General features: G+C 39.5%; 19 protein-coding genes, 2 rRNA genes and 1 other annotated feature (1 of these 22 running past the window's edge). Of the genes, 3 read left to right on the top strand and 18 right to left on the bottom strand.

Annotated elements, in window-relative coordinates:
- Nucleotides 1–781, bottom strand: a 23S ribosomal RNA gene (locus MKZ30_RS12625) (it extends 2,132 nt beyond the left edge of the window).
- Nucleotides 782–1,007: 226 nt separating this feature from the next.
- A 16S ribosomal RNA gene (locus MKZ30_RS12630) occupies nt 1,008–2,568 on the bottom strand.
- Together the 16S and 23S rRNA genes form the textbook arrangement of a ribosomal RNA operon.
- Nucleotides 2,569–3,235: 667 nt before the next feature.
- On the opposite strand from MKZ30_RS12630, the gene croR reads away from it, so the two are divergent.
- From croR to serS, 3 genes are all read left to right on the top strand, one after another.
- Nucleotides 3,236–3,925, top strand: a complete 690-nt coding sequence (gene croR / locus MKZ30_RS12635; RefSeq protein WP_002355963.1) for a response regulator transcription factor CroR — start codon at nt 3,236–3,238, stop codon at nt 3,923–3,925.
- A complete protein-coding gene (gene croS / locus MKZ30_RS12640; RefSeq protein WP_002363566.1) occupies nt 3,915–5,096 on the top strand; it encodes a sensor histidine kinase CroS in 1,182 nt (393 codons plus the stop codon). Before croR ends, croS begins: the two co-directional genes overlap by 11 nt.
- Nucleotides 5,097–5,136: 40 nt before the next feature.
- Nucleotides 5,137–5,343: a binding site (T-box leader), on the top strand.
- 87 nt (nt 5,344–5,430) lie between these two features.
- Nucleotides 5,431–6,702 (top strand): serine--tRNA ligase, encoded by a 1,272-nt coding sequence (gene serS, locus MKZ30_RS12645; protein WP_002373670.1) that lies wholly within the window; start codon nt 5,431–5,433, stop codon nt 6,700–6,702.
- Nucleotides 6,703–6,913: 211 nt separating this feature from the next.
- On the opposite strand, the gene guaB is transcribed toward serS, so the two are convergent.
- From guaB to MKZ30_RS12725, 16 genes are all read right to left on the bottom strand, one after another.
- Complete coding sequence (gene guaB, locus MKZ30_RS12650) at nt 6,914–8,395, bottom strand: IMP dehydrogenase (protein ID WP_002355966.1); 1,482 nt, start codon at nt 8,393–8,395, stop codon at nt 6,914–6,916.
- A gap of 157 nt (nt 8,396–8,552) precedes the next feature.
- Entirely contained in the window at nt 8,553–10,235 is a 1,683-nt protein-coding gene (locus MKZ30_RS12655; protein WP_033601316.1) for a 6-pyruvoyl-tetrahydropterin synthase-related protein, read from the bottom strand.
- A 166-nt stretch (nt 10,236–10,401) separates the two neighbouring features.
- On the bottom strand, nt 10,402–11,091 hold the full coding sequence (locus MKZ30_RS12660) for a DUF1129 domain-containing protein (protein WP_002363563.1): 690 nt from the start codon (nt 11,089–11,091) through the stop codon (nt 10,402–10,404).
- Between the two features lie 112 nt (nt 11,092–11,203).
- On the bottom strand, nt 11,204–12,319 hold the full coding sequence (gene ychF, locus MKZ30_RS12665; protein ID WP_002355971.1) for a redox-regulated ATPase YchF: 1,116 nt from the start codon (nt 12,317–12,319) through the stop codon (nt 11,204–11,206).
- A gap of 56 nt (nt 12,320–12,375) precedes the next feature.
- The gene (locus MKZ30_RS12670) at nt 12,376–12,561 is read right to left on the bottom strand and encodes a DUF951 domain-containing protein (protein ID WP_002355974.1); all 186 of its coding nucleotides are present in this window, start codon (nt 12,559–12,561) and stop codon (nt 12,376–12,378) included.
- Between the two features lie 117 nt (nt 12,562–12,678).
- The gene (locus tag MKZ30_RS12675) at nt 12,679–13,569 is read right to left on the bottom strand and encodes a ParB/RepB/Spo0J family partition protein (protein ID WP_002355975.1); all 891 of its coding nucleotides are present in this window, start codon (nt 13,567–13,569) and stop codon (nt 12,679–12,681) included.
- Complete coding sequence (locus MKZ30_RS12680) at nt 13,562–14,323, bottom strand: ParA family protein (RefSeq protein ID WP_002355976.1); 762 nt, start codon at nt 14,321–14,323, stop codon at nt 13,562–13,564. The genes MKZ30_RS12675 and MKZ30_RS12680 overlap by 8 nt, the downstream gene beginning before the upstream one ends.
- A 15-nt stretch (nt 14,324–14,338) precedes the next feature.
- Nucleotides 14,339–15,055: a 16S rRNA (guanine(527)-N(7))-methyltransferase RsmG gene (gene rsmG, locus MKZ30_RS12685; RefSeq protein ID WP_010777313.1), complete on the bottom strand. Its 717-nt coding sequence runs from the start codon at nt 15,053–15,055 to the stop codon at nt 14,339–14,341.
- Nucleotides 15,056–15,302: 247 nt separating this feature from the next.
- Nucleotides 15,303–16,289, bottom strand: coding sequence for a DUF3114 domain-containing protein (locus MKZ30_RS12690; RefSeq protein WP_202566659.1), 987 nt, complete (start codon nt 16,287–16,289; stop codon nt 15,303–15,305).
- A gap of 410 nt (nt 16,290–16,699) precedes the next feature.
- Nucleotides 16,700–18,472, bottom strand: a complete 1,773-nt coding sequence (locus MKZ30_RS12695; protein WP_002361446.1) for an oleate hydratase — start codon at nt 18,470–18,472, stop codon at nt 16,700–16,702.
- Nucleotides 18,473–18,672: 200 nt separating this feature from the next.
- Entirely contained in the window at nt 18,673–19,350 is a 678-nt protein-coding gene (locus MKZ30_RS12700; RefSeq protein ID WP_002408131.1) for a fructose-6-phosphate aldolase, read from the bottom strand.
- A 27-nt stretch (nt 19,351–19,377) separates the two neighbouring features.
- Nucleotides 19,378–19,734: a PTS glucitol/sorbitol transporter subunit IIA gene (locus MKZ30_RS12705; protein WP_002355981.1), complete on the bottom strand. Its 357-nt coding sequence runs from the start codon at nt 19,732–19,734 to the stop codon at nt 19,378–19,380.
- A gap of 23 nt (nt 19,735–19,757) precedes the next feature.
- Nucleotides 19,758–20,753 carry a PTS glucitol/sorbitol transporter subunit IIB gene (srlE, locus tag MKZ30_RS12710; RefSeq protein WP_002355982.1) on the bottom strand — a complete coding sequence of 332 codons (996 nt, stop codon included), beginning with the start codon at nt 20,751–20,753 and terminating at the stop codon, nt 19,758–19,760.
- Between the two features lie 16 nt (nt 20,754–20,769).
- Nucleotides 20,770–21,324 carry a PTS glucitol/sorbitol transporter subunit IIC gene (gene srlA, locus MKZ30_RS12715; protein ID WP_002355983.1) on the bottom strand — a complete coding sequence of 185 codons (555 nt, stop codon included), beginning with the start codon at nt 21,322–21,324 and terminating at the stop codon, nt 20,770–20,772.
- Complete coding sequence (locus tag MKZ30_RS12720; RefSeq protein WP_249958772.1) at nt 21,324–21,809, bottom strand: transcriptional regulator GutM; 486 nt, start codon at nt 21,807–21,809, stop codon at nt 21,324–21,326. Before MKZ30_RS12720 ends, srlA begins: the two co-directional genes overlap by 1 nt.
- Complete coding sequence (locus MKZ30_RS12725) at nt 21,806–23,668, bottom strand: BglG family transcription antiterminator (RefSeq protein ID WP_033601318.1); 1,863 nt, start codon at nt 23,666–23,668, stop codon at nt 21,806–21,808. Before MKZ30_RS12725 ends, MKZ30_RS12720 begins: the two co-directional genes overlap by 4 nt.
- Nucleotides 23,669–23,670 lie beyond the last annotated feature (2 nt).

Consider the following 23,670-nt stretch of genomic DNA (forward strand, 5'->3'; position numbering starts at 1 on the left):
ACGTGGGTTCGGTCCTCCAGTGCGTTTTACCGCACCTTCAACCTGGACATGGGTAGATCACATGGTTTCGGGTCTACGACTACATACTCATTCGCCCTATTCAGACTCGCTTTCGCTGCGGCTCCGTCTCTTCGACTTAACCTCGCATGCAATCGTAACTCGCCGGTTCATTCTACAAAAGGCACGCCATCACTCATTAACGAGCTTTGACTTGTTGTAGGCACACGGTTTCAGGATCTATTTCACTCCCCTTCCGGGGTGCTTTTCACCTTTCCCTCACGGTACTGGTTCACTATCGGTCACTAGGGAGTATTTAGCCTTGCGGGATGGTCCCCGCGGATTCCGACGGAATTTCTCGTGTTCCGCCGTACTCAGGATCCTCCTAGGTGTTGTCAGCATTTCGTCTACGGGGCTTTCACCCTCTTTAGCGGAATTTTCCAAATCCTTCAACTATACTAACAGACTACCATATTGGAGTCCTACAACCCCAACAAGCAAGCTTGTTGGTTTGGGCTCTTCCCGTTTCGCTCGCCGCTACTCAGGGAATCGAATTTTCTTTCTCTTCCTGCAGGTACTAAGATGTTTCAGTTCTCTGCGTCTACCTCTAATCAGCTATGTATTCACTGAAAAGTAATATCCTATAAAAGATATTGGGTTCCCCCATTCGGAAATCTCTGGATCATAGCTTACTTACAGCTCCCCAAAGCATATCGGTGTTAGTCCCGTCCTTCATCGGCTCCTAGTGCCAAGGCATCCACCGTGCGCCCTTATTCACTTAACCTTATCAACCTTACGGTTGGGTCTTGATCACTTCTTCTAGCGATAGAAGGTTAATCAATAAATAAGCAATTGAACTTATTAAAAAACTCATTCAACGCGGTGTTCTCGGTTTGTTTTGATTCTTTTTACTTCAATATCCAGTTTTCAATGAACGAATGTTTTGAGAGTAGACCTCTCAAAACTGAACAAAGTAAAGACGAAATGTGTATTTCCGTAATATTCCTTAGAAAGGAGGTGATCCAGCCGCACCTTCCGATACGGCTACCTTGTTACGACTTCACCCCAATCATCTATCCCACCTTAGGCGGCTGGCTCCAAAAAGGTTACCTCACCGACTTCGGGTGTTACAAACTCTCGTGGTGTGACGGGCGGTGTGTACAAGGCCCGGGAACGTATTCACCGCGGCGTGCTGATCCGCGATTACTAGCGATTCCGGCTTCATGCAGGCGAGTTGCAGCCTGCAATCCGAACTGAGAGAAGCTTTAAGAGATTTGCATGACCTCGCGGTCTAGCGACTCGTTGTACTTCCCATTGTAGCACGTGTGTAGCCCAGGTCATAAGGGGCATGATGATTTGACGTCATCCCCACCTTCCTCCGGTTTGTCACCGGCAGTCTCGCTAGAGTGCCCAACTAAATGATGGCAACTAACAATAAGGGTTGCGCTCGTTGCGGGACTTAACCCAACATCTCACGACACGAGCTGACGACAACCATGCACCACCTGTCACTTTGTCCCCGAAGGGAAAGCTCTATCTCTAGAGTGGTCAAAGGATGTCAAGACCTGGTAAGGTTCTTCGCGTTGCTTCGAATTAAACCACATGCTCCACCGCTTGTGCGGGCCCCCGTCAATTCCTTTGAGTTTCAACCTTGCGGTCGTACTCCCCAGGCGGAGTGCTTAATGCGTTTGCTGCAGCACTGAAGGGCGGAAACCCTCCAACACTTAGCACTCATCGTTTACGGCGTGGACTACCAGGGTATCTAATCCTGTTTGCTCCCCACGCTTTCGAGCCTCAGCGTCAGTTACAGACCAGAGAGCCGCCTTCGCCACTGGTGTTCCTCCATATATCTACGCATTTCACCGCTACACATGGAATTCCACTCTCCTCTTCTGCACTCAAGTCTCCCAGTTTCCAATGACCCTCCCCGGTTGAGCCGGGGGCTTTCACATCAGACTTAAGAAACCGCCTGCGCTCGCTTTACGCCCAATAAATCCGGACAACGCTTGCCACCTACGTATTACCGCGGCTGCTGGCACGTAGTTAGCCGTGGCTTTCTGGTTAGATACCGTCAGGGGACGTTCAGTTACTAACGTCCTTGTTCTTCTCTAACAACAGAGTTTTACGATCCGAAAACCTTCTTCACTCACGCGGCGTTGCTCGGTCAGACTTTCGTCCATTGCCGAAGATTCCCTACTGCTGCCTCCCGTAGGAGTCTGGGCCGTGTCTCAGTCCCAGTGTGGCCGATCACCCTCTCAGGTCGGCTATGCATCGTGGCCTTGGTGAGCCGTTACCTCACCAACTAGCTAATGCACCGCGGGTCCATCCATCAGCGACACCCGAAAGCGCCTTTCACTCTTATGCCATGCGGCATAAACTGTTATGCGGTATTAGCACCTGTTTCCAAGTGTTATCCCCCTCTGATGGGTAGGTTACCCACGTGTTACTCACCCGTCCGCCACTCCTCTTTCCAATTGAGTGCAAGCACTCGGGAGGAAAGAAGCGTTCGACTTGCATGTATTAGGCACGCCGCCAGCGTTCGTCCTGAGCCAGGATCAAACTCTCATAATAAAAGTTAGAACAACCTTGCGATTGTTAAGCTCAATTTGTTTGCTAGCATATTGCTTGCTTGTTAAAAATGTTTGTTGTCTTGAATTGAATCAAGACGCCCTACACATTTGGTTCGTCTATTCTTTGTTCAGTTTTCAAAGGTCTACGTTACCTCGCAGCAACTTTTATATCATAACAAACTTTCGTTTGAATGTCAAGAACTTTTTTGAAAAAGTTTTTTTAAGTTGTTTTACTCGGTTGTTGTCGTCTGTTGTGACAACTTCTATATCTTATCATCTCGTTTGTTATTTGTCAACAACTTTTTTGTTGTTTTTTCAAACTTTTTTCGAGAGATTTGAAATCAAGAATTGTTATTTAATTATTGATTTCTGAATCGCTCAGCTGTGTGACTCGCCTTGCGACATGTAATAATATACCAAGATTTCAAGCATTGGTCAATCATTATTTTCACTTTTTTTAAACTTTTTTTCAATACCGATTATTATGATTGGTCTAGGTATTTTCGTTCGTTTTTTACCCCCTTTCATCCTTTTTTGGTTATAGTTTATTAACTTTTAGCAAAATCTTCTAAATTTATCGTAATATATCAAGGATTTTGTCCTTTTTAGCAATTATTTGTTAAAATATGGAAAAGAGATTTTTTTATATATGGAGGAAATGAACGCTTATGAAAATTTTAGTTGCAGATGATGATAAAGAAATTGTAGAACTATTGAGTATTTATATTCATAATGAAGGATACGAAGTCGTGAAAGCTTATGATGGAAAAGAAGCATTATCCAAATTGCACACAACACCAGATATCGATTTATTAATCTTGGACATTATGATGCCAATCATGGATGGAATGGAAGTAGTGAAAGAACTTCGAAAAGAATCGCAAATTCCAATTATTATGTTAACAGCAAAAACAACCGATATGGATAAAATCAAAGGCTTAGTTGCTGGTGCAGACGATTATGTCACCAAGCCTTTTAATCCTTTAGAAGTAATGGCTCGGGTGAAGTCTATTTTACGTAGAAGCCAAATGCAATTAACCAAAGAAGAACCCGATGAATTAGAAGTCGGCCCATTAATGATTAATAAGGACTCTCACGAAGTCAAAACAATAGAAGGAAAAGAAATTCAATTAACCGCTCTTGAGTTTGGTATCCTCTATCTATTAGCTAGTCATCCAAATCGTGTGTTTAGTGCGGATGAAATTTTTGAGCGTGTGTGGCAACAAGAAAGTATTGTTTCTGCTAAAACCGTGATGGTTCACGTCAGTCATTTAAGAGATAAGATTGAAGAAGCAACTGGTGGAGAAAAAGTCATTCAAACAGTGTGGGGAGTTGGATATAAGATCGATGCTCGTTAAACCTAAAAAGATTGAAAAACAAAAACGAATTACCTTAACTTCTAAAGAAATCAGCGAGTTATTAGCAGAAGCAATTGTGACAATTGTTTTATTACTACTATTAAATGTCTCAATTATGTTCCTTTTAGGACAACTACTTAGTGAAAACTCGCCCTTAGCTGGTGTCATCTGGGCCACTAAGGATGCGGTCGCTAAAGAATTAAATACTGATTTGTTTTGGAGCTGGAATAAATTTGTCTTACCCATTTTCTTTTTAGTAGATGCAGCCGTTCTCTATTGGCGCTTAATTCGTCGCTACCATCAAATGCAATTGCGTCATATTATCAGTGAGTTACATTACATCGCTGATGGTAATTACAATCACCGCATTCCGTTTGAATTAAGTGGTGATTTAGCAAAAGTCGTGACGAGTATTAACGGTCTAGTGGATAGTACTGTCGCAGCCATTGAAGATGAACGGCGAATTGAAAAATCAAAAGATGAATTAATTACGAATGTCAGTCATGATATTCGAACACCGTTAACTTCTATTATTGGTTATCTGGGATTGATTGAAGATCGTCAATTTCATAGCCAAGAAGATTTACTGAAATATACGCATACCGCTTACGTCAAAGCGAAACAAATGAAATTATTAGTTGATGATCTTTTTGAATATACAAAAGTCCGTCAACCAAGTGTACCGATTCATACGACGACTTTTGATATGGCACAATTAATTGAACAGCTTGCTGCCGATTTTGAATTGGAAGCGAAAAAGATTAATATGCAAATCCAAGTAAAAGCCAATCCAGCTTCTTTAATGATGGAAGGCGATACGGAAAAACTAGTCCGAGTCTTTAACAACCTTCTTTCAAACGCTTTGAAATATGGCAAAGGTGGCCATCATATTGTGATGGAAGTAGACAAAGTCGGCACCGAAGCAATTATCGCTGTTCGCAATGATGGACCAGCTATTCCTAAACATTCTTTAGATCAGTTATTTGATCGCTTCTATCGTGTCGAAGAATCCCGATCACAAGAAACGGGTGGAACTGGTTTAGGTCTGGCTATTGCACAAAGTATTGTCGCTTTACATGGTGGATATATTTATGCGAAGTCTGATCAAAAGTGGACCTCCTTTATTATTCATCTACCCTTACAGCGTACCAACAAGAAATCAGAGAGTTAATTGACATCCCTGAACTTTTTCGGTATTCTATAGAAAAGAGAAAACTAAGAGAAAAAGTATTTATGGCACTGAATTCCAGAGAGTTTGCGGGGGTGCGAGCAAACATTCATCTATAAAGAAGTCCGTCTCTTCCAGGTGTCCAGCGAAATAAGTTGGAACGGTCTGCAGCCGTTATCTGCAAATCAAGGGCAGTAACATTACTGAACTTGGGTGGTACCGCGAGATTTCCAGTCATTTCGTCCCAAGAATATTTATTTTTGGGGTGAGATGGCTTTTTTGTTGTTTTCTACAACAGTTATTATTGATTATGTACTAATTTTAAGGAGGAAAAAATATGTTAGATGTAAAAATGATGCGTCAAAATTTTGACGAAGTAAAAGCAAAGCTACAAACCCGTGGCGTGAAAGAAGAAATCTTAGTGGAATTTCTGCGTTTAGATGAAAGTCGCCGTGATTTATTAGTCAAAGTCGAAGAAATGAAAAAATACCGGAATGATGTGTCTGCTGAAATTGCTCAATTAAAACGGAACAAAGAAGATGCAACGGCCAAAATCGCGGAAATGAAAGAAGTCGGCGGCAATATTAAAGCATTAGATGCAGAAATTAACGCTATTGACGAAGAGCTACGTGGGATCACAACTACTTTACCGAACTTGCCAGATGCTTCTGTGCCTGTTGGTGCTGGTGAAGAAGAAAATGTAGAAGTACGTCGTTGGAGTGAACCAAGAACTTTTGCTTTTGAACCAAAACCACACTGGGAAGTCGCTGAAAACTTAGGCATTCTAGATTTTGAACGTGGTGCCAAAGTAGCTGGTAGCCGTTTTGTTTATTACAAAGGCTTAGGTGCTCGCTTAGAACGTGCGTTATACAACTTCATGTTAGATTTACATGTTTATGAACATGGCTATACAGAAATGATTACGCCTTATATCGTTAATGACACCGCCATGTTCGGAACTGGCCAATTTCCTAAGTTTAAAGAAGATGTCTTCCAATTACAAGATACGGATTTAACGTTAATTCCAACTGCGGAAGTCCCTTTAACCAATTACTACAACAATGAAATTTTAGATGGCAAGGATTTACCGATTTACTTTACGGCCTTGAGCCCTTCTTTCCGTTCTGAAGCTGGTAGCGCTGGTCGTGACACACGTGGGTTAATTCGTTTACACCAATTTAATAAAGTCGAAATGGTTAAATTTAGTGATGCAGAGCATTCTTATGAGGAATTAGAAAAAATGACGAATAATGCCGAAGAAATTCTGCAAAAACTGGGATTACCTTACCGTGTCATGGCTCTTTCAACAGGTGACATGGGCTTCTCAGCTGCGAAAACTTATGACTTGGAAGTTTGGATTCCTGCTCAAGAAACGTACCGTGAAATCAGTTCATGCTCAAACTGTGAAGATTTCCAAGCGCGCCGTGCGATGATTCGTTACCGTGATGAAAATGATAAAGTCCAATATGCGCATACACTCAACGGTTCTGGTTTAGCCGTAGGACGGACAGTCGCTGCTATTTTAGAAAACTACCAAAACGAAGATGGCTCTGTGACTGTACCAGAAGTCCTAGTTCCTTACATGGGTAACCTAACAGTTATTAAATAAAGGGAAGATGAAGGTCGTTGTCTGATATCAGATAACGGCTTTTATTCTATAGGAAAAGGAGCCTGTAACAAAAATCCAAAGTGATTTTTGTTACAGGCTTAAAAATTGATAAACGGCGGAAACAGAAGCAACTCCTTCATTCTACAGAAAAAGAGGCAGACGTCGAAATGACGTCTGCCTCTTTTAAATTTTAAAAAAATCAGCTTTTATTTTATTGAACAGAATAGTTTGGTGCTTCTTTTGTGATTTGAACGTCATGTGGATGTGATTCTTTCAATCCGTTACCACTCATTTGAACAAATTGTGCTTCTTCACGCAACGCTTTCAGGTCTGCTGCACCGACGTAACCCATCCCTGATTTCAAGCCACCGATTAATTGGAAGACAATATCAGAAACGCTTCCTTTGTAAGCAACACGTCCTTCGATTCCTTCTGGCACTAATTTGTTTGCTTCATTGACACTTCCTTGGAAGTAACGATCACTTGATCCTTTTTCCATTGCACCTAATGAGCCCATGCCACGGTAAGTTTTGAAACGACGGCCTTGATAAATTTCAAATTCGCCTGGAGATTCATCTGTACCTGCTAACATACTTCCTAGCATTACAGCATGTCCACCAGCAGCTAAGGCTTTCACGATATCACCAGAATATTTAATACCGCCATCAGCGATAATTGCTTTACCATATTCTCTAGCTACAGAAGCAGCATCATAAATCGCTGTTAATTGAGGAACACCAACACCAGCAACGACACGTGTTGTACAAATTGAACCAGGTCCAATACCAACTTTGACAACGTCAACGCCGACATCATACAATGCTTTGGTTGCTTCAGCAGTGGCAACATTACCAGCAATTAATGTTGCTTCAGGGAACGTTTCACGAATTTCTTTAATTTTGCGAATAACGCCGGCACTATGGCCATGTGCAGTATCGATGACAATCGCATCCGCACCTGCTTCTAATAATGCTTCCGCACGTTCGAACGTATCACTAGTGACACCGACTGCTGCCGCCACAAGTAAACGACCGTGTTCATCTTTGGCAGCATTTGGGAATTCAATCACTTTTTCAATGTCTTTAATTGTAATTAAGCCACTTAAGCGACCTGCTTCATCAACGATTGGTAATTTTTCGATTTTATGTTTTTGTAAGATTTTTTCTGCATCTTTTAAAGATGTGCCAACTGGCGCAGTGACTAAATGATCTTTTGTCATGACTTCTTCGATTTTGATTTGGTAGTCCGTTACAAAACGCATATCACGGTTTGTAATAATTCCGACTAATTTACGGTTTTCCATTGTTTCTACAATTGGCACACCGCTAATACGGTAACGACTCATTAATTCTTCTGCATCCGCTACTAAGTTTGTTGGTGTTAGAAAGAATGGATCAATGATAACGCCGCTTTCAGAACGTTTGACTTTACGTACTTCGTCTGCTTGTTGGGCGACAGTCATATTTTTATGTACGACACCTAGTCCACCTTGACGAGCCATCGCAATTGCCATATTACTATCTGTAACAGTATCCATACTGGCACTCATCAATGGAATATTTAACTTGATATTTTTAGCTAATTGTACACTCATGTCTACATCATTTGGTAAGACATGGCTTTCTGCAGGGATTAATAGCACATCATCAAATGTAAGACCTTTTTTCGCAAATTTTGTTTCCCAATTTGACATTTTTTTGTCCACTCCTCGACTTAATTTTATATATGAAAATAACAGATAATACTAAGGAAGTCAACTAGATTTGTTTAAATAATCAATGAGGAATAAAGGACAAAACGCCAAAATCGGTTTGTCCTTTATTCAACTCTTCCTAATTAAGGTCCTACTTTCATCGTTGTTCTTTTATCTTGTGTTTCTTTTTTTGTTGTAAAAATCGGCTAAATCCAAAACCACCAACAGAAAGTAAGGTAATCATTGTCCCTATTTTTTGCACTTTTGTTCTTTGGTAACGGATGTCGACATGTCCTGTACCAGATAAAGAAAGAGCGGTTAAGCCTCCTTGATTGGTTAGGCTCATTTTTTTAGCGCCCGTTTGGTTTTTCATTTGAATCGTGGCTTGATAGCCTAAGTAATAAATAAAAGGAACGGTCACCTTCGCTGATTGCTTCACCACTTGGTAGTCAAATGAAATTTTCCCATAAGGCATTCTAACGTTTGTAATGGTTACTTGTTCTGCCGAATAATCAAGTTGTCGTTTTTTCTGTTTCAATAATTCCTGATAATTGATTTCATCTGGCAAATATTCATGGCCCGCACCGATATAAAAAGGCGTTGGTTGCTCATACTCAGCTTTTGTTAACAGGCGGCCTTGTTGTGACTGAATACTTTGATATTGATAAATGCCTAAATTGCTGATGGCAAGGAAAACCAACAAAGCCACAGTCCAAGATTTACGGAAAACGCCCCATTCGTCTTGTGCAATGAAAAAAGCGAGCATTACGGAAAGAATCCCTAAAAACCGCCAAGGAAACTGAATCGTATTTAAAGGCGTGTGGTTCAGCCAGTGCCAAGGAAAAAGCGTGGTAACCATCAATAAGAGTACCAGCGTCAAACCAATAAACCGTTTGTTCTGAATTTTTTTGCTGGCAAGCGAAACCACTGCTACAACAAGCCCCACAAACAAAAGGGTTCCTAGATTCGCTGTTTTCGCGTGAAAAACACTGCTCTTTAAACTATTAATGAAAAGAGAATCAATGGGATAACTTCTTTCGGAAATATAAGTGAGTGGATTGGATGTAACTTTAAACACTTGATTTTTCATTTGTTCAGCAACTGGTAAAAGATAAAAGGCCAGCCAAAGCAGCGTCAAACCTGCAGCCTTCGCTAATGCCAACAGGACCTCCTTTTTAAAAAACTGCTGCCAATAAAACAGAATGTATAACCCAATCCAAATAGAAACCATTTCAATAGAAATAAAGTGAGCCAACCCAATCCCAGTCATCGCCAGCGTTAACAACGGCCAACATTTCGTGGTTCCCTTTCGTAATAAAAACAGGCTCGCTAAGACCAACGGAAAAAAACTTAGCGCCAAAAATTCTCCTAACGCTTGGCGATTAAACAAGTCTTGCATGCGGTAAATAGATAAGCCATACAAAATGGCAAAGAGATAGCTTCTTTTTTTAGAGAGCGCCATTAATCGGCCTGCATAATAAGTAAGACTAAATGTTGCCAAGTTTACCGCAAACACAAAAATCGCCATACTAGCGACAAAGGAAAGCCCCAGAACACGCAAAAGCGCAGGCAAATAAAGATACGCATCTGGATAAAACAAACTAGAGGCATAGCCATAGCCTCCCAAGAAAAAATAATTGATTTTAGGAAACCAGTCGTTGTTTTTAATTGCTAATGCGAGACCTTCCACCCGATTTTGATGAAAGCGGAAATCACTTGCTCGTAAAAAATTCTCTTGAAAATAGACAAAATAGAGAGAAAGTCCACTTAATAAGAGAAAACTAATAAAAATGAGTAGCCGCTCGTGTTGACGGCACCAAGACTTCACTTGTTGTCCCATAAGAGGCTCCTTTCTTTAGCAAACTTCTGAAAACAGAAGCCTGGGACACTAGTTTTTTCGACTAATCCCCCAGGCTTTAACTGTTAAAACGCTCTATTGAGAGAGCGACTTTGCTTGTTGCAGTTTCTGCGTCAGCCGAGCGCATTCACAATTGAGCGCGCGCCGTTTATTGACGTGTCATGAAACTACCTTGAATATTGTATTTTTTCTTGAAGAAATAGCGTGCTACAAAGGCTAACGCACCGATTACTAAAGCAATCATCGGATCTAAAATGGGATTGATCACTGGTGGCAGCATTGCTGAACCAGCGAAAACTGCAATCCACAAGAACATTCCGCCAAATAGAATGGCAGTCGTTTTTAACCAACCAGGACGTTTGCTTTTGTCGCCACCTTGACGATCAAAACGGTAAACATATTTGTGCATTAGATAGAAAACATAACCCCCAGCCATCGCACCTAAGATATATGTGGTTAATCCGAGAGGCTGTGCGGTTCCTTTTGAAAATAGAGACATCGCCGCTAACATGATTGTTAATAAACCAAGCAATAGTAAGGTATTGTCGAGCCAAATCATCCAGCCCGCTGGTTCTTTGACTTCTGCTGGTTTATTTAAAATTGCTTCCGTCCGTTCTGAAACAGTGCCAAATAACTGACGGGCTGTTTTGCCTGTTTTTTGACCGGCTACTAATTCTGGCAAAATACCGTGTAGAGCCAATGCTAGCTCTTCTTCAGATAAATTAGCCGCTTTTAATGATTTTTTTAAGTCAAAAATGTATTGTTCATTTCTTTTAGTCAAATTCTGTTCTAATTGACGATTCTCAGCCACGATTGCTCGTAATGCTTCTGCTTCCATAGTTGTATCCTCCTCACCCTCATGTAGAGGGAACCTCTTTCTAAACGGCTGAATGGCCTTAAATATGTGGGCTTAGCCCAAAACAAATTGCTTGTTGGGCATGGGTCTTTTCTTAAACGTTAAAACGGAACAACATAACATCGCCATCTTGAACGACGTAGTCTTTTCCTTCTAAACGAACACGGCCCGCTTCTTTGGCAGCTTGCATATTGCCATATTTATCTAGGTCTTCATAAGAAACTGTTTCCGCACGAATGAAGCCTCGTTCAAAGTCACTGTGGATAATCCCAGCTGCTTGAGGTGCCTTGATTCCCTTACGGAACGTCCACGCACGAACTTCTTGTTCACCAGCTGTAAAGTAGGTAGCTAAGCCTAACAAATCGTAAGCCGCACGAATCAATTGATCTAAGCCAGATTGTTCAATACCCATTGCTTCTAAAAATTCAGCCTTGTCTTCTTCAGAATCCAATTCAGCAATTTCTTCTTCTGCTCGCGCACTAACCACGATTACTTCCGCATTTTCACTGGTTGCAAAATTACGAACTTGTTGTACATACTCATTGTTGTCTGGATCCGCCACTTCATCTTCTGAAACATTTGCTACATAAAGGACCGGCTTTGTGGTTAATAAGAAAAGAGATTTAACAATTTTCTCTTCTTCTGGCGTAAATTCAATCGTACGAGCAGATAAACCTTCTTCTAAAACTGGTTTAATTTTGTCTAAAACAGCTAATTCTTCCACCGCTTCTTTATCTTTTGCTTTCGCCATTTTAGCCACGCGAGTATAGCGCTTATTGATTGAATCTAAATCTGCTAAAATTAGCTCTAAATTAATTGTATCAATGTCTGCTAAAGGATCAACGAAATCCGCATCTCGATTTTGTTCACGCATGATATTTTCGTCATCAAAACAACGAACCACGTGACAGATTGCATCTACTTGACGAATGTGACTTAAAAACTGATTTCCCAGCCCTTCTCCTTTGCTGGCACCTTTAACAATTCCGGCGATGTCTGTAAATTCAAACGTTGTGGGAACTGTTTTTTTCGGTTTTACTAGTTCTGTCAAGCGTTGTAAACGGGCATCTGGTACTTCAACCATGCCGACGTTCGGATCAATCGTTGCAAAGGGATAATTTGCAGCTTCTGCTCCTGCTTTTGTAATTGCGTTAAATAGGGTCGATTTACCAACGTTTGGTAAGCCGACAATTCCAGCTGTTAGTGCCATTTGTTTTCCACTCTTTCTCTCAGTCTATTCTCTTTTCTATTAGAGGCATCAAAGCATTAGTCTGCTTTTTTCTCGATTACTTTTTTTAATTTTTTAGTAAAATCACGACGCGGCATCATGACAATATGCCCGCAATTCGTGCACTTGATTTTGATATCAGCGCCCATGCGAATGATTTGCCAACGATTTGCTTGGCAAGCATGCGGCTTTTTCATTTCGACAATATCGCCTAAATCATACATGTTCCAAGCCTTCTTTCTTCTCTTACTTATATAAAAATACCATGATTACAATACCATTTTTTAACGAAACTAGCAAAAGGATTTGTGACTTTCTGTCTTACTTTCTCACCTTGCTTCTTATTCCTCGTCAAAATGAATATCTAAAATATCTAAAATTCTAGCCAAATCCGAAGAGGACAAGTACTCAATTTCAATTTTTCCTTTGCCTTCTTTTTCTTGAATTGCTACGGTTGTCCCAAATTTATCCATTAAACGGTCTTCACTTTCACGAATATAAATGGGTTTTTCTTTGATGGCTTTTTTCGCTTTTTTGCCCTTTTTGCCTTGTGTTTCGTTTAATTCAGCGACAAGTTGTTCTAATTGTCGAACCGTTAAATTGTCTTTAATACAACGATTAGCTAATGGTAATAGCTGTTCTTTGTTCTTCAAGCCTAATAACGTCCGTGCTTGACCCATTGACATGCTTTGTTTTTGAACCATTGCTTTGACCGCATCTGGTAAGGTTAGCAACCGTAAATAATTGGCAATATACGGGCGACTTTTTCCCAAACGTTCTGCGACTTCCGCTTGTGTTAATTTCAAATTTTTCATTAGCATTTCATAGGCTTCTGCTTCTTCTAGCGGATTTAAATCTTCCCTTTGTAAGTTTTCCAAAACAGCAACTTGCATCATGGATTCTTCATCAAATTCGCGAATAATTGCAGGAATTTTTTCTTTGCCGGCTAATTTAGAAGCCCGGAACCGACGCTCACCTGCAATAATTTCATAGCCTTTAACTGCCGATTTACGGACAATAATCGGTTGAAACACACCGGAATGTAGAATCGAGTTTGCAAGTTCTTGTAAAGAGGTTTCATCAAATGTTTTCCGCGGTTGGTAAGGATTGGGACGAAGTTCGTTTAATAGAATTTCTGTCACTTGTTCGTTCTTAACGTCGACATCTTCTAGCTTTGCGATATCTTGAAACAAGGCATCGATGCCTCTGCCTAAACCTTTGCCTTTATTCATTCTCCAACACTTCCTTTGCTAGTGCTTGATACACTTCGGCACCTTTTGAGCGAATATCATAGTCAATGATTGGTAAACCATGACTTGGTGCTTCGGATAAACGGACATTTCTTGGAATAATCGTGTCATAGACTTTTTCACGGAAATATTTACGGACTTCTTCAACGACTTCGGCACCTAAATTGGTCCGAGCATCGTACATGGTTAACAAGACCCCTTCAATTTTCAATTCAGGGTTAAAATGTTTTTGAACCAAGCGAATCGTATTTAGCAATTGACTCAAGCCTTCTAATGCGTAATATTCACATTGAACAGGAATTAGAATCGAATCACTTGCTGTAAAAGCATTGATTGTTAAATGCCCTAGAGAAGGCGGGCAATCAATTAAAACGAAATCATACATGTCTCTTACTTCATCAATTGCTAATTTCAAGCGCGATTCTCGAGCCATCATTGAAGTTAATTCAATTTCAGCGCCTGCTAATTGAATAGTTGCAGGGACAATATCTAAATTTTCACGGCTGGTATGTTGAACCACGCTAGTGATTGGTTCTTCATTTACAAGGACATCATACACATCGTGTGCGACATCTGGTTTAGGGACACCCATGCCACTGGTAGCATTTCCTTGTGCATCAATGTCGATCAGTAAGACTTTTTTGCCTAAGTTTGCTAAACATGCGCCTAAATTTACAGTGGTCGTTGTTTTACCAACGCCGCCTTTTTGGTTCGCTACAGAAATAATTCGTGTCATGTGTGTGCCTCCATCTTATTTAATCGGTTGTTTATTTGGTAATCCAGGTTTTCTGGGATATTTTTTAGGGGTTTCTTTTTTCTTTTGAATCACGACAATGTGGCGTTCGTCTGCCGTAATCGGCAAAGTAAAATCAACTTCTTTTTGAAATTGACCGCCTAATGTAGCGATTGCAGGTTTTGCTTCATTAATTTCTTCTTCACTTTTCGATGCTTTTAAGGCTAAAAAATAGCCTTCTTTTTTAACTAATGGTAAACACAGTTCACTTAAAACATTCAACCGTGCAACTGCTCGCGCTGTAACGTAATCAAACGCGCCACGAAATTCTGCTTTTTGACCAAATGTTTCTGCACGATCATGATACAAAGAAACATTAGCCAAACCTAGTTGATTCACCAACTCTGTTAGGAAAGTAATTCGTTTATTTAAAGAGTCAACAATTGTGACATTTAATGAAGGAAAAACAATTTTCAAAGGAATACTTGGAAATCCTGCGCCTGCGCCAACATCACAAATGGCTTTGTCACTGGCAAAATCTTCAAAGAATGCCAACGAAACAGAATCATAGAAATGTTTCAAATAAACTTCTTTTTCTTCTGTAATGGCTGTTAAATTCATTTTTTCATTCCATTCTACTAATAAATGGAAATATTGGTCAAATTGTGTCATCTGTTGGTCTGTCAATTCAATGCCTTTTGCGGCTAATAGTTGTCTAAATTCTTCGGGTAGCATAAAGACTCCTTCCTTTTTTGTGAAACAGAAAAATGTTTCACAATCATCTTTTCCTACTTTAACGCAAATAGCAATTTCTTGCAATGCTTTTCGGAAGATTTTTGCCTGAATGATAAAAGAAAAAACCGCCTTTTTATGTGGTAAAAAGTCTCTAGCCATGGGCCAAAATGTTCAATTGGCGGCAACGAAAACCGCCTTTCTCTAAGATTAAAACAAGCCAATGTTTCATGTGAAACATTGGCTTGTTTTACTTACTATAATCATCGCACTTTATTTGTCGTTCTCTGCGGTAGTCGTATTCTTGGATACGGGGACTTAACCAACCTTTTTTGGCTGTTTTTCGTAATTGATGATCAAATCTCCCTGGTGGTGAACTATCTAGTAATTCATGGGTACGATTATTCCGATTTGCATAATTAAACGATTCACCATTCAAGACTTTTTCCTGGTATTCACTGTTTTTGGCCGCTTGATAATAGGCTGGATTACTAATTAATCTGCCTCGCCAGTCCTCAACTAACACATCCCACTGGGTTACAAAGGTCCCTTCTTCATTCAAAATAAACTCACTGTGAAAATTAGGCGTCAATCGTTTCTTATTAATTAAAGAATAAGATGCCCCCTCAGGGTATTTGTTGTGCAAACGAGCAGAGCTTTTTTTCAGCTTCCGCCCGCCCATCCCTTGCGGCTTGGCCGCAAAAACATAGCGTTTTAATGCCTGTTCATCGGTGTCCCCTTCTTGTTTAAAAAAATCGCGGATATACGTGATATTTTGACGATCAATATACATTCTTAATTGATGTATCTTTTTCGCTTTCTCTTGATTAAAGCTCCCAAGAAGACCTAACGGATAGGCTTTTTGAACTGTTTTTGCCAACAAATCCCAAAACGTCGCATGCGGTGCAATCGTCTTCGAGAAACGATAAGGTCCTACTAATTGCAACATGCCATGCTGATCCAACACTGCACCTAATTGCCATAACAGTAACGAGAGCTTTTCTTGCGGACGATAAGCCGAAAAGCGAAATAATCGCTCATACGCTGAAGAGCCCACTTCTTCCACTTCAGAAAACAGTTCCGCGACTGCTGTTTTCGCTTGCTCAAGTGGCAAGAAACGCGTGTCTTTTATGGCGCTTTCCACTAAACCATAAACAGCTTGGCGGTCCCAGCCAGCATCAATCGCCGCCTCTACACCAGCACTCATTGCTTGTTGTAATTCTTGCCAACGTCCCATCTTCTCGCCGCCTTTTTCTATATACTTCTTCTATAATGATAATCCTTTCCCCGCAAAATGCCAACTGCTTTAACGCAAAAAAACAACCCGCCCTTTGGGGAAGGGCGGGCGGAGGAGTTAAAAAATGAAAAAGTGTTTTGTTAGGGTTTTGTTTATCGGGTATGTTTAAATAATAGCCGTTAAATGTGAAGAAACTATGGTAAAAATGCGCCTTCTTTTCAACAAAATTTTGAAAAAGTCTCTTCAGAAATTAAGATTTTTTTGCGAAGTTGTATACTTTCTACCTCCATTCGATATATTATATATTTAATATCCATAAAATCACAAAATAAATATACATAATAATGAATATTTATTCAACAATTGATAATCTAACAAAAAAAGCGAGTGATTTACACTCGCTTTTTCAACTAAATTAAATGATTTTCTCTTAAAATATCACCAATATACGTATCCTCAAATTTCTTCACAAAGTGTTCAACCATTTTGCGTTCCACGAACGGCATATCCATTTCTGTTAATTTTTTCTTGTCAGATAAATAATAAACAGAGTTTGCTAAGACGCGCAAGTCGTATGCAGAAGCAAACACTTCTGGTACTCCGCGTTCAACCTCTAGCAATTGATAAACAGCTTCCATCGCTGTCCGTACAGAATACTCTGTTGTAAACACCGTATCTCGTTCAGTATCTGCGAAGTTCCCAATGAAAGCAAGATTTTTAGAGCCGTTTGGTACAACTAATGGTCGATCGCCTGGTTCTCTTAACATAAAGTAAGAAGTGATAAACGGCATATACACCGGAATAGTGGTAGCCGATTCTTCTGAAATACGTTCAATTTCCCCTTCTGGGACCCCTAAATGATAAAGTAACTCTTGCGTAATTTCTTGGCCTGTACATTGTTCGATTGGTTTTTTAATATAATTTCCTGGTTTATTAGAAAGTAATCCATATACCCAAGTTATAGATTGTTGATCATTTTGTTCTTTGAAATGCGGTTGTCTATGCATAGCAAAACTCATCATCCAATTAGAGTCTTTGATAGTAATAATACCACCTGTGACAATTTTTCCTGTGCGTAATTTACGATGTGTTAACCGAGAAAGATACGGTTCAATATCGAAATTTTCCCACGTAATCGTTGCTGAGACAAACCAACTTTCATCTGGTAAATTTTCACAGAAAACTTCTGGGTGCCCAAATTCTGGGGATTGTTTTGCTAAGTTTTTCCAGAGATTCCAACTTCCCCCTAGTTCATGAGTAATTGGTGCTGGTGTATGATGATCTCCTTGCGTCGAACTTTCAGTAATTGAGCCATTCGTTACGAAGACTAAATCATTTTCAGTTAAAGGAATTTCTTTGGTTTTGCCCGCTTGTGTCAGCAATAATCGCCGAGCAACTTTAGTAGCTCCTTTGATGTCGACTTGGATATCATTGATCGTTGTTTCATATTGAAAGTCTACCCCTTGATTGGTTAAAAAGCTTAATAATGGTTTCACTAACGATTCGTATTGATTGTATTTGGTAAACTTCAAGGCTGTAAAGTCAGGCAAACCTTTGATGTGGTGGATAAAGCGCATGATGTAGCGGCGCATTTCAATGGCAGAGTGCCATTTTTCAAAAGCAAACATTGAACACCAATAGATCCAAAAGTTGGATTCAAAAAATTCTTCGCCGAAAACATCTTCAATTTTTTTGCCAATTAATTGATCTTCAGAAGTCATAAATAAATCAACGATTTCTTTTTGTGCTTTTTTGGATAAAGTAAATTGTCCATCATCTGGGACACGTTCGCCACGGTTATGAATAATGCGGCAATTTGAAGAATTCGGATCATCTAAATCTAAACGGTAAAACTCATCTAGGACAGAGGCATCTTCTACTTCTAATGATGGTACCGAACGAAATAGATCCCACAAACACTCGAAATGGTTTTCCATTTCGCGTCCGCCGCGAGTGACAAAGCCATCATGGGGAATAAATTTACCATCTAAAGAACCGCCAGACAGCGTGAGTTCTTCAAAAATGTGAATATTTTCGCCCTTCATTTGACCGTCACGAATTAAGAAAACAGCCGTTGCTAAACCTGCTAGGCCACCACCAACGATGTAGGCACTCTTGTCATCTACACCTTTTGGTTTTCTTGGTCGAGCAAATGCTTCATAATTTCCATTTGTGTATCTCATTCTCGTTTCCTCCTATCATTTGATACCCTCATCATACTGCTACCAAAAAAAATACCCAAAAGATAACCCTTTTTTTTAAGAAATTCTTTGACAAATAAAGGAAATTGTCTAATTTTTAAGCAAGTGAATAATCGTAGATGTTTCATGTGAAACAAAAAAAGAACGAGAAGAAAAATGACCGCTTTTTCTTCTCGTTCTTTTTATGCTAATTCGTTTACCGTTTCTACTCCAAAAACAGCAACCCAATCTTCCTGAAAATCAGTTACTGCTTTTTGAATGGCGGGCATTGCCAAGCCTTGTGTCACGAGTTCTGGTGCGATAGTGACCGCTTGCGCCCCCATTTGACAGGCTTGATTAACTTGTGCCACGTTTTTAAAACTAGCAGCTAAGATCTTACTCTTTGCGTTCGTCCGTTTAATTTCTGCAGCTAAATGCTCAATAACCTTTTGAGAATCAATTGTTAAATTCTCCATCCTATTATAATAAGGCGCTAAATAATCTGCACCTGCCGCAATCGCTAGATAACCTTGAAATTCTGTATAAATAGCGGTTGCTGTTATCCGATAATTTGCCTGCTTTAGTTGTTTGATGGCTGCCAAGCCTGCTTCATTGACTGGGATTTTAATGAATGTTTCTTGGCCTAATTGTTGTACAATGGTTTGGGCATCTTCTAGCATCTCTTCTGTCGTTTGACCGACCACTTGGACGTGCAAACTCGCTTGTCCAATCGTTTTTTTTATTTCTTTCATCTGCGCAAAGAAGTCAATTTTTCCTGCTTGCTTAACAATACTAGGATTAGACGTTACGCCTGCCAGTGGTAAAATTTTCTGATACTTTCGAATAGCCTCAAGATTAATTGTATCTAGCATAAATTCCATCTTTTACGTTCCTCCCTTAAACGATAATTATAGAATAGTGATTGTTGTACCAACAGTTATTTCAGGAATAGCTTTTTCTTCAACATATAATGTACCTGGTAATTCAGGTGTTGTTGCGCCATCAAATTTAATAGTAATGTGACCCAATGTGTCTAAATTAGTTAATACTACCTCGCCTACAGCGGTAATCTGGTAAGTTTGTTCATCAATCACTAACGTTTGCTTGTCCGTAATCGCTTCTGTGACTGGCTGAACCTCAATGTTATAACAATAATCTGCTAAAGCATCTGGTGCATCTTTTCCAAATAAGATGACCATTTTTTCTTCTTTAAATAATTCGGCTTCTGGTCCAATAGACTGAACCTTTGTTGTAAATACTGACATTTCCCATCCTCCAAAAAAATTTTTTAACTATACAATCCAAAACTTGCTAACCAAGCAACTAGTACTCGAGGGGCACCATTTAAGAAACGAGAATATAAAACAGAAGGGACCCCGACTTCAACGGTTTCGGCTTCAGCTTCTTCCAAGCCTAAGCCCACGGGAATAAAGTCGCACGCGTTTTGTGTATTAATAGCAAACAATGCTGGTAGAGCTAGTTGTGGCGGAATGTTGCCTTTTCCAATTTCCACACCAATTAACGTACCAATTACTTGGCTGATTACTGCTCCAGGACCTAATAAAGGAGAAAGAAACGGCAGAGAACAAATAAAACCAATAATTGTTAACCCCACAATGTTTCCTGCCAATGGCGCCATGATATTGGCAAAAAATTCACCAATTCCTGAACCTTGAATCACACCAATTAATAAAGAAACAAATGCCATAAACGGAATCACTGTGTTGATCATCGTTTGTACGCCTTCACGGGCTGATTGGTTGAATGTCGCTACAACTTTTCCTGCACCCATACCAATTTTCGCAACAAAACTTTGTTGTTCCGCTTTTTGTTCAGTAATTTTTTTACTTGTATCATATTTAAATTCTGTTTTTTTCGAGGTGGGCTTTTCTGTATCAGCAGCAGCTTCTTCTGATGTCAATGTAATCTGTTTCGGGCCTACAGCGGAAACATAAATTGTCTCATTAATGTATTGTGCTAAGGGACCACTTTTGCCAGTTGGAACAACGTTAATAGTAGGAATTCCTTTTTTAGGATAAATTCCGCAACGAAGAGTGCCTCCACAATCAATAATGGCTAATGCGATTTCATCATCTGGAATCGATGTCTTAAAACCATTGACCGCTTCCATTCCTGTCAATTCTACGATTTTATCAACGATTGCGGGTTTCTCGCCGCCACCTGTAATATAAATAAATTTATGTTTTTCTTCTGTCGGTGTAATCACTAAGGGCCCACCATAACCGCCATTTCCTTTAACTACCTTAATACTATTGTACGTCATCTCACCTTGCTCCTTTCTAATCTACAGCAATCTCTACTGTTTTACTAAGGGTAATTCCTTGTTGTTTGCAAACATAGGCGGTAGTGAAATCGGTAACCCAACCGCCAATAAAATTCATTAATATCCCTACAAACATATAGCGAATCGCTAGGTCCATCGAATTTAGTCCTAACGTATCAATCCCTTGCGCAATCCCTAACCAAACGAACAATTCACCAGGATTAATATGAGGGAAAACTCCATTACTGGTATGACAAAATTGCGCTTGTGCAGCATAATAGCTAGGTTTATAGTATTCTGGTAAAAATCGTGCCATCGTAAAGGACATTGGATTGCCTAACATAAAAGCGGATAAAAAAGGCAACACTAAATATCGCGTAACAGGATTTTTGGCAGAAAGTTTGGCTACTTTGGTTACTCTTTCTTCTCCTAGAAAAGCAATTAAAGTATTCATAGCTACCATTAACATCAAAACAACAGGTACGATGCCTGTCATCCAAGAAATAAATGTTTCTGCTCCTGTTTGGAAAAGGTGCATAAATCCTTCCGCAAATTTTGTAATATAAGACATTACTCGACACTTCCTTTCAATTTTGTTTGTACTTTATTTTTCCATAATTGCCATTGAATTTTGGCTCCATTAAGCGGCGTTAATGGTTGTGTTTCTTGATAATTGTCAAGCTCAACACGTAAGTAAATTTCTCGTGCATTTTCCATCGCTTGTTGGGTTAATTTATTTTCCTTTTGTACGAGTGGATGGTAATGATCCATATAATGAATATCCTCGTTCACGTACTGAGGTAAGGGATGAAATTTAGCTAGAACGGTGACACCTTGCATCTTTCTAGCGGCTAAGATTTTCCCTTGTGAATCCACAGCAAACAAGATAATCGTGCCTGCTTTTAACTTCCCTGCACGTCGACCAATCGCGACTTTCCCTAATTGTCGTAATTCTTGGTAGTTTTGATTAAAGTGTTTAATCTGTTTCATTCCCATAGCTATCTGAACGAAGTAAGCTGTTAAAAAAAGCGCCCCGAATACGTAGATAAAACTCATATGATAATCCCCTTCCTTTGCATCCACTCTTTAACTGCTAAAACATCTCGTTGCTTCCGTAACTCATTACGTAAACGTTCGTCTCCTGCGATTGTAAACAAGCGGTCATATAGTTGTAGTAACTCTGCTTCAACAGTGGCCGTCAGCTCTTCTGGAATACCCAACAGCAAAATAACATCAACTTTACCTTCTGATGTAACCAGTGATTCTTCAAAAACCCCAATCGATAAAATAATCGTTGGTAAGGCTTGATTAATTGTATGGGGAAAGGCAATCCCCGATTCAAAAATAGTTGTTTGTTGATCTTCTCTAGTAAAAATTCGTTTGATAAATTGGGGATCTACTAATTTTTCTGCTTCTAAATCAGCAATCATTTTCTGGATATTCGCTCGGTAACCTTGAGTATTCTCTAATAATTGATAGGTCATATGAATATTTTGAGATTCCACGGAACGAATTTCTTTTGCTCTCTGCCACTCATTTCTGAGCCAAGTATCGTTAAATAAATTAGTTAAATGGATCATCGGTGTTTGTGGTCGAATATTTTTTAAGGGAATGGTTGTAAAAATAGCAAAATATTGATTCAATTCTCTTCTCTCTGCCTCTTCTTCAGAAAAATGGGCAATCTGGACGTCTGGACCCAAAACTTTTTCCAATTGCCGCTGAATGATCAAGGCCGTTCCATGACCTGTACTGCAGATTACAGCGATTTCTTTTTTGGCTCCCGCTTCATAGTTCCCTCTCAATGCTAGTTCAAAATACAAAGCGAGATACCCAAATTCAACCGTCGGCACACAACGATTTAACAAACGGCCCAATTCTTGCAAGCCAATCTTGGCTAATTCATAGGCCAAAGGATATTGACGTTCAATTTCTCCATAAAATAAATCGTGACATTCCACATGAAAAACGAGTCGATTCATCACGTTTCTTAAATGATCTTTCATTTCTGAAAACAAGAAGTCCTCATCAAATTCAACAACAACTGAATGATGAATTTTTTTCATCATTTTTTGAAAATAGTCAGCTAAGAGTCCTTCATCAGCCAATAAAGAATTACGAATATGGTTTGTGTTGATGTTAAAAGGAAAGCTGATAAAGGAACGTTCCCATTGGCTTAACGTTACATTATAGGTTATTTCCAAGTGATACATCAGTTCTTCAATCTGCTCGTTATGACGAACATAATCAACATATTCTGGTGGTAGTTCCGTAATGAGTTTTCCAGCTAAAACACGCTGCAAAACAATTGAAACCACTCTTCGTAAAAGAAAACTATCTTGTTTCGCTAGTCTTGTTTCTTTGATTATTTTTTGTATCATTTGTTTGGTAGTTTCATGAAGAAACTGTTCTTCAAAATATTCTTGGACGTAATTCACATGAAGTAAGCGTAAATCAAACTCTTTTCCTTCTAAATGAATGCCACGGTTTGGCGTGCCTACAACCGCAACCTGCCAAGGAGCAATCAGCTCTTTCATGCGCTTAATGTCTTTATTAACTGTGCCGCGACTAACGGCGAGTTCTTCGGATAAATCATAAGTTGAAATAAATTGATCTTCTTCTATTAATCGTTTGATAATGTAGGAAACACGCTTGCTTGAAGAATTAAAATCAGATTCCCTTTTTAGCCGTCCAGACAAAACCTCTTCAAAACCTTCAAAGTTATTGATTTCTAACTGAAAGAGATTTTCCTTCTGAATAATTTGGGCGATACCGATTAATTCATCATTCAATGTATCAATGTTTTTACGAACTGTTTGAGGACTTGCGGCTAATTTCTCTTGCAATTCCTGTAAGCTCATTCCTTTGTGATCAACTAGTAATTTTATTACTTGGTACCATCTATTTACTAGCGTCATTT

Origin of the sequence: Enterococcus sp. LX10 (assembly GCF_023539285.1) — a bacterium.
Lineage (GTDB): Bacteria > Bacillota > Bacilli > Lactobacillales > Enterococcaceae > Enterococcus > Enterococcus faecalis.